9 protein-coding genes are annotated in these 13912 nt (G+C 48.7%); 5 read left to right on the top strand and 4 right to left on the bottom strand.

Annotation, left to right across the window (positions count from 1 at the left end):
- The first annotated feature begins 37 nt into the window (after positions 1-37).
- From nrdA to CWE07_RS05760, 4 genes are all read left to right on the top strand, one after another.
- Positions 38-2371: a class 1a ribonucleoside-diphosphate reductase subunit alpha gene (gene nrdA / locus CWE07_RS05775; RefSeq protein WP_111568941.1), complete on the top strand. Its 2334-nt coding sequence runs from the start codon at positions 38-40 to the stop codon at positions 2369-2371.
- A gap of 76 nt (positions 2372-2447) precedes the next feature.
- Positions 2448-3578: a class Ia ribonucleoside-diphosphate reductase subunit beta gene (gene nrdB / locus CWE07_RS05770; RefSeq protein WP_111568940.1), complete on the top strand. Its 1131-nt coding sequence runs from the start codon at positions 2448-2450 to the stop codon at positions 3576-3578.
- A gap of 14 nt (positions 3579-3592) precedes the next feature.
- Positions 3593-3868 carry a class I ribonucleotide reductase maintenance protein YfaE gene (gene yfaE, locus CWE07_RS05765; RefSeq protein ID WP_111568939.1) on the top strand — a complete coding sequence of 92 codons (276 nt, stop codon included), beginning with the start codon at positions 3593-3595 and terminating at the stop codon, positions 3866-3868.
- 213 nt (positions 3869-4081) lie between these two features.
- The gene (locus CWE07_RS05760) at positions 4082-4351 is read left to right on the top strand and encodes a GrxA family glutaredoxin (protein ID WP_111568938.1); all 270 of its coding nucleotides are present in this window, start codon (positions 4082-4084) and stop codon (positions 4349-4351) included.
- 79 nt (positions 4352-4430) lie between these two features.
- Here the strand turns inward: CWE07_RS05760 and hrpA are convergent, their stop codons facing one another.
- The 3 genes from hrpA to CWE07_RS05745 form a co-directional block, all read right to left on the bottom strand.
- A complete protein-coding gene (hrpA, locus tag CWE07_RS05755) occupies positions 4431-8324 on the bottom strand; it encodes an ATP-dependent RNA helicase HrpA (protein ID WP_111568937.1) in 3894 nt (1297 codons plus the stop codon).
- A 78-nt stretch (positions 8325-8402) separates the two neighbouring features.
- Positions 8403-8828, bottom strand: a complete 426-nt coding sequence (locus CWE07_RS05750) for a CBS domain-containing protein (RefSeq protein ID WP_111568936.1) — start codon at positions 8826-8828, stop codon at positions 8403-8405.
- 5 nt (positions 8829-8833) lie between these two features.
- Positions 8834-9877 (bottom strand): isoaspartyl peptidase/L-asparaginase family protein, encoded by a 1044-nt coding sequence (locus tag CWE07_RS05745; protein ID WP_420836540.1) that lies wholly within the window; start codon positions 9875-9877, stop codon positions 8834-8836.
- A gap of 142 nt (positions 9878-10019) precedes the next feature.
- On the opposite strand from CWE07_RS05745, the gene sbcB reads away from it, so the two are divergent.
- Complete coding sequence (sbcB, locus tag CWE07_RS05740) at positions 10020-11456, top strand: exodeoxyribonuclease I (protein ID WP_111568935.1); 1437 nt, start codon at positions 10020-10022, stop codon at positions 11454-11456.
- 85 nt (positions 11457-11541) lie between these two features.
- Here sbcB and CWE07_RS05735 read toward each other — a convergent pair whose 3' ends face one another.
- Positions 11542-13902: an efflux RND transporter permease subunit gene (locus CWE07_RS05735; protein WP_111568934.1), complete on the bottom strand. Its 2361-nt coding sequence runs from the start codon at positions 13900-13902 to the stop codon at positions 11542-11544.
- Positions 13903-13912 lie beyond the last annotated feature (10 nt).

Here is a 13912-nt window from a genome sequence, read left to right as displayed (position 1 = left end):
ACTTAGCCATCAGGCAGCGCTAACAGGTATAATAATCATGAGCCAATCTATTCAGGTTACGAAACGCAATGGTGTCCGTGAACCCCTCGAACTCGATAAAATTCACCGTGTCATCAGCTGGGCCGCAGAGGGTCTTAAAAACGTCTCTGTCTCACAAGTAGAAATCAAGTCACATATCCAGTTCTACGACGGCATCAAAACCTCAGATATTCATGAAACAATCATTAAAGCCGCTGCGGACCTGATTTCCGAAGAAGCCCCTGATTATCAATATATGGCTGCTCGGTTAGCTATCTTCCATTTGCGTAAACGCGCGTATGGCCAATTTGAGCCGCCCCACTTATTCAAGCACGTCAGTAAAATGGTTGCAGACAACCGTTACGACAAGCACTTGCTTGAAGACTACAGTGAAGAAGAATTCAATCAGATGAACGATTTCATCGATCACTGGCGTGACATGAATTTCTCTTACGCTGCGGTGAAGCAGTTAGAAGGCAAATACTTGGTACAAAACCGGGTCACTGGGGATGTCTATGAAAGTGCTCAATTCCTCTACATCTTGGTAGCTGCGTGTTTATTTGCAAAATATCCGAAAGCCCAGCGTCTTGACTATGTGCGCCGCTTTTATGACGCAACCTCTGAATTTAAGATTTCTCTGCCGACTCCAATTATGTCGGGTGTGCGTACGCCGACGCGTCAATTTAGCTCGTGTGTACTGATTGAGTGTGGCGACAGCTTGGACTCAATTAACGCGACCGCCAGCGCGATTGTCAAATATGTATCTCAACGCGCCGGTATCGGGATTAATGCAGGCCGTATTCGTGCCCTTGGTAGCCCTATTCGCAATGGGGAAGCTTTCCACACGGGTTGTATTCCATTCTTTAAGTATTTCCAAACGGCCGTTAAAAGCTGCTCTCAAGGTGGCGTTCGCGGCGGTGCAGCCACCCTGTTCTATCCAATTTGGCATTTGGAAGTGGAATCATTGTTGGTGCTGAAGAACAACCGCGGTGTTGAAGAGAACCGCGTGCGCCACTTAGATTACGGCGTACAGTTCAACAAACTGATGTACCAGCGCCTAATTAAAGATCAACACATTACCTTGTTTAGCCCGTCTGACGTACCTGGCTTGTATGATGCTTTCTTTGCAGACCAAGACGAGTTTGAGCGTTTGTACGACCAATACGAGCAAGACGAGAGCATTCGCAAGAAGCGTATTAAAGCGATCGAGTTATTTGGTTTGTTTATGCAAGAACGCGCTAGCACAGGCCGTATTTACTTGCAGAACGTTGATCATACCAACACCCATAGTCCGTTCGATCCGAAAGTTGCGCCTATTCGCCAAAGTAACTTATGCCTGGAAATCGCGTTACCTACCAAGCCGCTGACCCATGTGAACGATCCTGAGGGTGAAATTGCATTATGTACACTGTCAGCTTTTAACTTGGGCTCGATTCAGTCGTTAGATGATTTTGAAGAGATGGCCGACCTTGGCGTGCGCGCATTAGATAGCTTATTAGACTACCAGGACTACCCAGTGCCTGCGGCTTGGAATGCAACCAACGGTCGCCGCACCCTTGGTATTGGTGTGATTAACCTGGCGTACTATTTAGCTAAGAACGGCGTTAAATACTCGGATGGTAGCGCCAATGGCTTGGTACACCGTACCTTTGAAGCCATGCAATACTACTTATTGAAAGCATCGAATAACCTAGCCAAAGAAAAAGGTGCGTGTCCTAAGTTCAACGAAACCACCTATGCCCAAGGCATCATGCCAATCGATACCTATAAAAAAGATGTCGATAGCATTTGTAATGAACCATTGCATTACGACTGGGACGCACTGCGCGAATCAGTAAAAACTCACGGTTTGCGCAACTCAACATTGTCCGCGTTAATGCCGTCAGAAACCTCATCGCAAATTTCCAATGCGACCAATGGGATTGAGCCACCGCGTGGGCACATTAGCGTGAAATCATCGAAAGATGGCGTGATGAAGCAGGTTGTACCGGAATACGACACGTTAAAAGATGCTTATGAGCTGCTTTGGTCAATTCCAAGTAATAAGGGCTATATCGAGCTGGTTGCGATTATGCAGAAGTTTATCGACCAAACTATTTCAGCCAATACCAATTACGATCCAAGTAAGTTTGAGAGCAGCAAAGTACCGATGAAGCAGCTGCTACAAGACTTACTGTATGCCTACAAACTTGGGGTCAAAACGCTGTACTACCACAACACCCGTGACGGCGCTGCGGACAACCAAGCCAATGTTGCTGGACGTAAAGCACAACCTGAACCGCAAGCGCAGCAAGCTGTCACTGCGGTGATGGACGAAGACGATGATTGTGCTGGCGGAGCATGTAAGATTTAACCGTAAGTGTGCCGGCACTCTTACGAGTGCCGCAATTTTCAAGGCCACAGCAGGCAAGTATTAGGTATCAGTCCACATGAAATATTCGACTTTTAATCAGGCGCACGTTAACCCACTGGGTGAACCGATGTTCTTTGGCAATTCAGTCAACGTCGCCCGTTACGATCAACAACGTCACAGTATTTTCGAAAAACTGATTGAGAAGCAGCTCAGCTTTTTCTGGCGCCCTGAAGAAGTTGACGTAAGCCGCGACCGCGTTGATTTTCAGGCCATGAGTGAAAGTGAGAAGCACATTTTTATCTCTAACCTGAAGTACCAAACTTTGCTCGATTCCGTGCAAGGTCGCAGCCCTAATATCGCGTTTTTGCCCATTGTATCGCTGCCAGAATTGGAAACTTGGATCGAAACCTGGTCATTTTCTGAAACCATCCACTCACGCTCTTATACGCATATCTTGCGTAATTTATTCAGCGACCCGAGCGCGGTGTTTGAAGACATCGTAGTGAATGAGGAAATTAAGCAGCGTGCGACTGATATTTCTAAGTATTACGATGATTTAATTTTCCATACCCAGTTATGGCAAACCCACGGTGAAGGTGAAATCACTATCAATGGTGAAACCTTCCTGGTGACCAAGCGCGAACTAAAGAAAAAGTTGTTCTTGTGCATGAACTCGGTCAACGCCCTAGAAGCCATTCGCTTTTACGTCAGCTTCGCCTGCACCTTCGCATTTGCTGAGCGCGAAATGATGGAAGGCAATTCGAAAATTATTCGCCTGATTGCCCGCGATGAAAACCTGCATTTAACCTCAACCCAGCATGTGCTTAATTTGTGGCAGTATGGTGAAGACGACCCTGAGATGCAGGAAATTGCTGAGGAACTTAAAGACGAAGCCTTAGCCATTTTTACCGCGGCGGTTGAGCAAGAGAAAAAGTGGGCACATTACCTATTCAAAAATGGTTCGATGATCGGCCTTAACGAGCAAATGCTGTGTCAGTACGTTGAGTACATTGCCAACTTACGCATGGCGGCGATTGGTATGGAGCCACAGTACGATCAAACCAGCAACCCATTGCCTTGGATGAACAAGTACTTAGTCTCGGATAACGTGCAAGTGGCACCGCAAGAAGCAGAAATTAGCTCGTACTTAGTCGGTCAAATTGACAGTGAAGTTAGTGCGACAGACTTCGGTGACTTCGATTTATAAAGACCAATGTGGCGATGAGTAAAACTTTGTGGATTAACGTCACTCGTACGAATCAAGACGATGTGACGTTTAGCGTGCCAACTGACGAAGCGTGCTCGCTGCTGGTCAGTATGGAACGCGCAGGCATAGATACCCACTACCATTGCCGTAATGGCTTTTGTGGCGCATGCCGCACTCGACTATGCGCTGGCACCGTCGAGTACACCACCGACCCACTCGCTTTCGTGCGACCGGGTGACATACTTCCCTGTGTCTGCATTGCGACAAGCGATTTAGACTTAGAGCATTAAGGTTAGGCTGCAACACGCAGTTATGGGTATGAAATAGATAAAAGTGATTAAAGGTATCGTTTTAATCTATTTTATTTATAAGTGCCCGTTTCTGTATACTACTGCCATTGTTTATAATGACTACTAAGCGAAACCGCTCGTATTCATTCGCCAAGCGGCAATTCGATTCATAAGCTTGGGCCACATGCGCATTCATTTTAATTGGGAGTTATCATGTTAACAGTTATTTTTGGTCGACCGGCATGTCCATTTTGTGTTCGTGCAAAGCAAATTGCAGAGCAACTTAGTGAAGAGCGTGATGATTTTGAATATCGTTACGTTGACATTCATGCAGAAGGGATCAGCAAAGCCGATCTAGAAAAAACCATCGGCAAGCCGGTATTAACTGTGCCTCAGATTTTTGTTGATGAGAACCACATTGGTGGCTGCACAGAATTTGAAGCCTATGCACGTGAGAACTTAGGCTTGTATCAACAAGCGTAATAGTACCAAGGCGACATCAGTCTACAGATAAGAAAGCCCGCAGTTGCGGGCTTTCTTATGTCTGGCTGTGGTTCCCCAGTTACAACGCCGCTAAAGCTTGCTGCAGGCGCTGCTCTGATACTGGATACGCCGTACCTAATTGCTGCGCAAACAACGATACCCGCAATTCCTCTAGCATCCAGCGGAAGTTCAATAGCGCCTCACTTGGGCTGTCTCCCTTCGGTACCTGCTTCAATTTTGCTTGCCATTGGCTTTCAAGCTTCTCAATCGTTAACATGCGCAGACGATCACGATTCGGATCCACCGCCAATTTCTCTTGTCGCTGTTGTAGCGCTTTTAAGTAGCGTTCAATATCCGCCAAGCGCCCACGACCAAATTCACTCACAAAGCCTTTAAACACCAAAGTATTCAAGTGTGCTTTGATATCTGCGTACGACTGCACTTGGTCAAAAGGTATTTTACCTTTCAAATTTTTCTGCAGCCCATGACTTAGTACCAGACAACGTTCTACTGCCTTAGCGATATCCAGCGTCACTGTGTTCAATTCGGCACGAATCGTATCAAGGGCCTGCTTAAACGATGCTTCGTCATTGACCTGCATGCTCGCAAGCAATGCATCAATCGCGGCATCGATACAGTCCTCTATCAGCGCCTCAACCCGACCCCAAGGGTTAAAATACATCGCCAATTTGGACTTATTAGGTAAGTTTTCGCGTAAATACTTCAGCGGCGACGGCACGTTAAGCAGCACTAGCCGACGTAAACCTTGCTGATGCGCCATGGCAGCGCGTTCAGGGTTATCGAATAACTCAATAGCCACCGAATCTTTGGTATCGCGTAGCGCAGGATAAGCTCGAATCGCGAACCGTCCCTGATGCTTTTCAATGCTTTGCGGTAATTCGCCAAACGACCACTGGGTCAAGCCTTGCTGTTCGATACTATCGCCTGCTGTCGCCACCAATGTGGCTTTTACCTGACCTTGCAGTTGATGCTGCAAGGCTTTCAAGTCGCGGCCTTGAGCAAGCAGATTACCGTCGTTATCAAACACCTTGAAGTTCATACGTAAATGAACTGGCAGCGTCGACAAATCCCAGTCTTCAGTGGTTAGGCTTACACCACTCATACGCTTTAGCACCCGACTTAATCCATCCAGTAAAGACCCCTCACCCACCTGCATGGCTTGCAGCGCCGCTTGCGCGTAATTAGGTGCTGGTACGAAGTTTCGGCGTAAACGCTTGGGTAAGCTTTTAATCAACGCCACCACTAATTCTTCGCGTAATGCCGGAATTAGCCAGTCGAAGCCATCATCCTGTACTTGATTGAGGATGCCTACCGGTAGTTCAACACTCACGCCATCGTCCTCTGCGTTGGGGTCAAACTGATAGCTCAATGGCAAGCTTAGGCTGCCTTGACGCCATTCATCAGGGTAGCTTTGCTCGGTTACAAAAGACGCTTCCTGAAGCATCAATTGCTCACGGGTAAAGACTAAAATATCTGGCGAACGCCGCTGTGCTTGACGATACCAGCGCGCTAAGCTGCGATCGTCATAAATGTCAGCAGGTAATACTTGCTCGTAACAAGTAAATAAAGCCTCTTCGTCGACTAAAATATCTCGTCGCCGCGATTTATCTTCAAGGGCTTGAATCTGCTCAATCGTAGCTAAGTTCTTTGCAATAAAACCTAGTGGCTTAGCACTATGCTCACTGATCTGGCCGTTAACTAGCGCTTCACGAATATAAATCTCGCGCGCCACCACAGCATCAATAGGGCCATATTGAACCTTGCGCTTAGGTACAATCACCACGCCATACAAGCTGACTTGCTCAAAGGCCACCACCGCGCCACGCTTCTTCTCAAAATGTGGCTCTGAATGACTGCGTTTGACCAGATGCTTAGCAAGTGGCTCGACCCATTCGGGCTTGATCATGCCAACAGTACGCGCGAACAAGCGCGATGTTTCGACTAGCTCTGAGGCCATCAGCCACTTTGGTGGCTTTTTAAATAAACCCGAGCCAGGAAACACGTAAAACTTGCGGCCGCGTGCGCCATGAAATTCATGGCCTTCATCTTTCATCCCAATATGCGACAGCAGACCTGCCAATAGTGCTTGGTGGACTTGCTCCAAACTGGCTGGTTCGTCATTAATCGGTAGCTTTAACTCACGCACCGTTTGACGTAACTGAGTGTAAAGGTCTTGCCACTCACGAACGCGCAGATAATGAATGTATTCTTGCTTACACAACTTACGGAACTGGCTGTTCGACAACGATTTCTGCTGAGCCTGGAGGTAATCCCATAAACTTAAATACGCCATAAAATCTGACTGCGGGTGGTGAAAACGCGCGTGCTTTTCATCCGACTTTTGTTTTGCATCCGCAGGCCGTTCACGCGGGTCCTGTATCGACAAAGCTGCCGTGATGATCATAAGCTCACGCACCGCACTGGTATCGCGCGCAGCCAACACCATTCTAGCCAAACGCGGGTCAATTGGTAGCCGTGCAAGCATGCGGCCACTGTCCGTTAAGCGAAGTTCGCGCTGTCGTCTTGAGTGAATCGCATGCAGCTCTTCAAGTAAACTTAAGCCATCGTTTACGAAACGTTCATCGGGGCGCTGCAAAAATGGGAACTGACGAATATCGCCAAGACGCAACGATGTCATCTGCAGAATAACCGACGCAAGATTGGTACGCAGGATTTCGGGATCCGTATAATCGGGACGCGACAAAAAGTCATCTTCGCTATACAAGCGAATGCAAACGCCCGGCCCTACCCGACCACAGCGGCCTTGACGCTGATTGGCACTGGCTTGAGACACTGGCTCTATAGGTAAACGCTGAACTTTGGTGCGATATGAGTAACGACTTAAGCGTGCAAAACCAGGGTCAACGACATAACGAATACCGGGCACGGTAAGCGACGTTTCCGCCACATTGGTGGCCAGCACAATACGCCGCCCTGCATGGGGCTGAAATATTCTATTTTGCTCACTTGCCGATAACCTGGCAAACAAAGGCACCACTTCCAGCCCTGTTTGACGACCCAACTCACCGGCACGGTAAGCATCATTCAAAGCATCTGCACTATCGCGAATTTCTCGCTCGCCACTTAAAAACACCAAAATATCGCCAGGGCCATAAGCAATTAACTCAGCGCACGCAGCGACGATGCCTTGATACATATCCTGATCGTCACTGTCATTAAGGGGCCGATACCAAGTTTCCACAGGGAAGGTTCGCCCTTCAACACTAATCACAGGCGCATCGTTAAAGTGTTTGGAAAAGCGCTCAGTTTCAATCGTTGCTGACGTAATGATGAGTTTAAGGTCGGGTCGCTTAGGTAGTAGCTGATGCATTACACCAAGCAGAAAATCGATGTTCAAAGACCGTTCGTGGGCTTCATCAATGATGATGACTTCGTACTGACTCAAGTAGCGGTCATTTTGCAGCTCAGCCAGCAAGACACCGTCGGTCATTAATTTTACTGACCCTTGGTCACTCGATGTATCTTGAAAGCGAACCTTATATCCGACGCTGGCTCCAACGCTTTGCCCTAACTCTTCTGCAATTCTTGTGGCTACTGAACGTGCCGCTAAACGACGAGGCTGGGTATGCGCGATAATGCCTTTCGCACCATACCCCATCGAGAGTAAAATCTTTGGTAATTGGGTGGTTTTACCCGATCCGGTTTCACCCGCAACTATCACCACTTGGTGGTTGGCTATTGCATCCCGAATACCACTTTGATGCGCGACCACCGGCAGCGATTCAGGAAAGCTAATCTTGGGTAATGCCGCCGTGCGCGTGGCCACTTGTTGAATTGACGCCTGAATAGCGTGCGTGAGCTGTTGCTCAGCTTGGTCTCGTTGTTCACCAGACAGCTGCTTAAGTCGTTTTAGCTGTTGGGATAGCTTAAAACGATCGGCACTACGACAAAGGGGGATAGCTTGCGCTAAAGCTTGAATAGAAGCGTTCATGAATGACCTATTTTAACTACTTAGCGCTATTTTAACAGCCAAGCGCAGTTGTCGCCAAACATGAACGCTGCAAATTAACTAAGCATGGTTCGCAAATGCATCTTTTAGGTGCAAATGAATCGCTTTCAACACTTGGCTACGGCTTATGACACCGACCAACTTTTGTTGATAATCGACCACCGGATACACCTTAGGCCGATTAGCGCCAAACTGCTGAGCTAAATCGACAATCGCCATGTCCATGTTGACACTCAACACCTGCGCACTCATACAGTCAGCGACCGTTGCCGATTGCTCATTATGGTAAGTGCCCTCCAGCATCATTTTTAAACAATCCTGCTCAGATAAAAAACCCACCACTTGCTTAAGATCATCAATCACGGGGCCACCGATCGACTGCGCATCAATCAACCGTGCAACAGCCTCTTCAATTGGCATGCTAGGTTTTAACACCGCAGGGTGGCGACTCATATAATCAGCCACTTTTAATGAACGTAACGGCATATGTGTTACTCCTCGTCGCGATAAATTTTAACGTCCAATGGCGAAGACGAACTCTGGCTGGCACGGTACATCCCCTCTGTGTTGAACGGCATGTGGATATTGCCTTGCGCGTCAATAATAATCACCCCGCCAGTGCCGCCCGCTGCCACTAATACATCGTGAATCACTGCATCGCCTGCTTCTTCAATACTTTGGCCTTGATACTTAACCCGCGCACAGATATCAGCGGCCACATGATAGCGAATGAAATACTCGCCGTGACCGGTTGCAGACACTGCACAGCTTTGGTTATCTGCCCATGTACCAGCACCAATAATGGGCGAATCGCCAATTCGGCCATATTGCTTCGCGGTCATCCCACCAGTCGATGTGGCGGCGACTAAGTTGCCATCGCGATCAAGGGCGACCGCACCCACGGTGCCCATATTGAATGCAGGGTCCCAATCAACCAGCGCAATCTGGTCGCCCGTAGTCGAGCTTTGTTGTAACCGCTCCAACGCCTCTTGTAACTGTTGATAACGGTGTTCAGAGTTAAAATGGTCATTGTCGACCTCTGCGTAACCAAGCTCGCGGGCGAATTCTGCTGCGCCTTCACCACTTAACATCACATGGCGAGACCGTTCCATCACATCACGGGCAAGCTGTATCGGGCTCTCAATAGTTCGTACACCAGCAACGGCACCTGCATCCAGGGTGTCGCCGCGCATAATTGAGGCGTCCAATTCGTGGCCACCATCAAAGGTGTACACCGCGCCAACGCCTGCATTGAACAACGCATCACGTTCCATTGACTGCACCGCCGCGATCGCAGCATCGAGACTGCTACCACCTGCCTGCAGAATCTTATACCCCACTTCAGTTGCGTGGGTTAATGCTGCTTCAAATTGAGCTTCACGCTCAGGGCTCATATTGTCGCGAGTAATTGTGCCTGCGCCACCATGAATAGCGATGGCGATTGGCGCATCGTCGGCTGCAACGGTTTGCCACATAGGGCTAAGGCCAAGGCCTATGGTCACTGTTAAGGTCGTTATTTTATGTGCTAACGTCATTGGGTTCCCTTCATTCAATTACTTAACTCAGTTACATTCTATTCAGTTTCATTATGGACATGATTGTGCCTCGCGTACAACACCCGTGCGATGGTATGCTAATCCTATGAATTGAATCACTGATGCTAAGACTCTATTTGCAATGACAAAAACTTTATACTGGTATGATTTTGAAGCGGGCGGCGCCAATCCGCGCGTTGACCGCCCCAGCCAATTTGCGGGGGTCCGTACGGACGAACAGTTAAATATTATCGGCGAACCGCTGGTTGAATATTGTCAGTTAGCACCAGATTACCTGCCTCACCCTGAAGCTTGTTTAATTACTGGTATCACCCCACAAAAGCAACGTCGTGAAGGCTTGATAGAAGCTGAGTTTGCGGCGCTCATCCATGCGCAGTTTAGCACCCCAGGCACAACCATCGCCGGTTACAACAACCTACGCTTTGACGATGAGATGACGCGCTTTATGCTCTATCGTAATTTTTACGACCCCTATGCGTACAGCTGGCAGAACGATAATAGCCGGTGGGATTTAGTCGACTTAGTTCGCGCGTGTTACGCACTGCGTCCTGACGGCATTGAGTGGCCGCAAGTGGATGATAAAGTGAGCTTTAAATTGGAGCTTTTAAGCCAAGCGAATGGCATCGCGCATACCCAAGCCCATGACGCGATGTCCGATGTCTACGCGACCATCGGGATGGCGCAGCGAATTAAGCAAGCGCAACCTCGACTCTACGATTATTACTATCAAAAGCGACGTAAAGCCGCAGTCGCTCAGTTGCTTGACGAGGCGTTAGTACAAGCCAAACCACTGGTGCACATTAGTGCGCATTATGGCACCGAGCAAGGTAATGTAAGTTGGGTGTTGCCCCTCGCGCACCACCCATCTCAAGCCAATACCGTCATTGCATGGCGTCTCGATAATGACCCAAATGCCTGGCGTATCCATAGCCCCGAGGCAATACGCGAGGCGCTTTACACGCGCAAAGCCGACTTGCAGGAGCAAGGTATTGCTCGCCCTGGTTTAGTCACAATTAGCACCAACAAGTGCCCATTTATTGCGCCTGCAAGCACACTTGAAGCGAGCCGAGCCGAGACATTCGGGCTCGACTGGGCCGCTGCGATGCAAGCAAGACAAACGTTGATCGATAACCACGAACTGCGTGACAACCTATTACAGGTGTTTCAGTTAGCCGAACCACCTGCGCCCACGGATGACGATGTCGATGCCGCATTATATTCAGGTCCATTCTTCTCGCAGCAAGCGAAAAGTCAAATGGAGATGATTCGAGGCAGCCACCCAGACCAACTAGGAAGCTTAGCGCTGCCATGGGACGATGCGCGCTTACCCGACATGTTATTTCGCTACCGAGCACGTAACTTTGGCCACACCCTTTCCCACGCAGAACAGCAAAAATGGCGCCGGTTTTGCCAGGAACGCTTAATGCACGGCTACCCGGGTGGGCTCAGTGTGGATGACTTTGTATTAAAGTTAGAACACTTGGCGGAAGTAAATCAGCAAAACAGCCGTAACATGGCTATTTTGAAAGCATTGGCTGAATACATTCAAAGCCTTTAAACAAAATTATAAAAGTAAAACTCAGTAAATAAAAAGGCCACTTCATCGAAGTGGCCTTTTAACGTTTGGCGTTAGCAATCAAGCCCTACGCTTTGTCTGTACCTTTGTTGGCATCTTTCGGGCCAACACGCAGCAGGTGTGCCAATGCAGGGATCAAGATCAGTGCCCCCAGCATGTTCCAAATAAACATAAAGGTTAGCAAGATACCCATGTCTGCCTGGAATTTAATTGGTGACCAAATCCAGGTAGCGACACCGATAGCGAGAGTAAGCCCTGTGAAGCCAACCGCTTTACCCGTTTTGGTTAGCGCGTACTCGTAACTTTCAAGCAGCGACAAGCCTTCACGCAACGCTTCACGCATTTTGCTGTAGATATAAATACCGTAATCGACACCGATACCGACACCCAATGCGATCACCGGCAACGTCGCCACTTTAACCCCTATACCTAGGGTCGCCATCAACGCTTGGCTCATAATGGTGGTAAACATCAATGGCAGCACGATACACAGCACAGTGCGAATGCTTCTAAAAGTTAACAGACACAGTGCGATAACCACACTGTACACCCAAATGAGCATCTCAATTTGCGCGGTCTCGATGACCTTGTTGGTCGCCGCCTCGATACCAGCATTACCCGCTGCCATCAAGAAATCGAGCTCTTCAGTCGGGAACTCTGTCGAGAACGCCCGTACTTCCTCAACTACCCGGTTCAGGGTCTGCGCTTTGTGGTCATTCAAGTAGATAACGATCGGTGCCATCGAGCATTCTTGGTTCATCAAGCCACTTGGCGCTTGGGAAATCGAGGCATTAATCACGAAATCGTCGCGATTCACGCTATACCACTTCAGGTTACCTTCATTGGTGCCGGCCATGCCCATTTTAGATGCATAGACAATAGAGCGAACCGCTTGCACGCCATCCACGTTTTCCATGTGCCATTGGAAGCGATCCATCAGCGCCATATTGTTATAGGCAATACACTGACCTGGTTGGGTTTCCGCCATGACCACGAAAATGTCCGTGCTCGCGCTATAGTTTTCCACCATAAAAGCGTTATCAAGGTTATAGCGCGAATCCGGACGCAACTCAGGCGCACCGCTGTCCAGATCACCGATTTCCTGATACTGACCTTTCCACAAGCCGAACATCGCAAGCACCAGTGAAACAGCCACTGCTCCCATCGCCCAACGCGGCGTAGCGAAGCGAGTAAACGTTGCCACCACTGGGTGCTTAGCATGACGCTTAGATTCTTGGTACTGCAAACCACGCTTCGATACATCTAAATAAGACGTCAGAATCGGCAATAAACCTAAGTTGGTCAGCACAATGACGGCCACACCAATACTAGCGGCAATCGCAAGCTCTTTGATCACCGCGATGTCAATCACCATCAAGGTCGTAAAGCCAATCGCATCTGACGCCAGCGCGGTGAGACCCGCAACATATAAGCCGCGGAATGCATAGCGCGAAGCCAACATTTTATCCGCACCGTCAGCACGATTTGCCATCACCGCATTGATAATTTGCACGCCGTGGCTGACACCAATTGCGAACACCAAAAACGGTACCAGCATCGAATACGGGTTAATACCAGAACCAATCAAGTGAATGATACCCAACTGCCAGATTACCGCGATAATTGAACAGCTCAGTACAATAAGTGAGCTGCGAACGCAGCGACTGTATAAGAACAGCATCACAAAAGTGATGATCATCGCAAACACGAAGAACATACCAACCTGGTTGGCGCCCTCGATTAGATCGCCGACGACTTTCGCGAAACCAACAATCTGAATATTAATGGTATCGGAGCTGTACTGCTCACGTACTAAGCGCTCTAAGTTCTGCGAAAACTCAGCATAGTCTAGTTGTTCGCCAGTTTCAGGATTGATCTCGCTAAGCGGCACGTACACCAATGCCGAGCGGAAATTGTTCGCGACTAGGTTACCTACTTCACCTGAACGCAATACGTTTTGACGCAACTGCTCCAAGCTCTCTTGGCTACCGTCGTAACTATCAGGAATCACGGGGCCGCCAACAAAGCCTTCTTCGGTTACTTCTGACCAGCGCACGTTTGGCGTCCAAATCGAACGAATTTGCGAGCGATTCACTCCCGCGATATACGACAATTCATCGGTCACTTGACGCAAAATGTCTTGGTACTCAGCGTCAAAAATTGTGCCTTCTGTGGTTTCTACCGACACCCGAATGGCATTACCTAACGCGGATAAATCATCCTGATACTGATAAAAGTTCTGAATGAACTCGTGGTTTTCCGGAATCATCTTGTTAAAGCTGGCGTCCGGACGAACCTGCATGGCGTTATACAGTAAGAAGGCGGTAATCACCGCAAACCCAACTAGCCACCCCGCGCGAAAACGAAATAACAGGTTCTCAGCCACGGAAGCTCGACCCTGAGAGAATTTAACTTGGCTATCACTCATTACGGAATCC

This window comes from Aliidiomarina maris, from assembly GCF_003987335.1.
In the GTDB taxonomy this organism is placed as follows: domain Bacteria; phylum Pseudomonadota; class Gammaproteobacteria; order Enterobacterales; family Alteromonadaceae; genus Aliidiomarina; species Aliidiomarina maris.
This window is presented reverse-complemented; position numbering and strand designations above follow the sequence as displayed.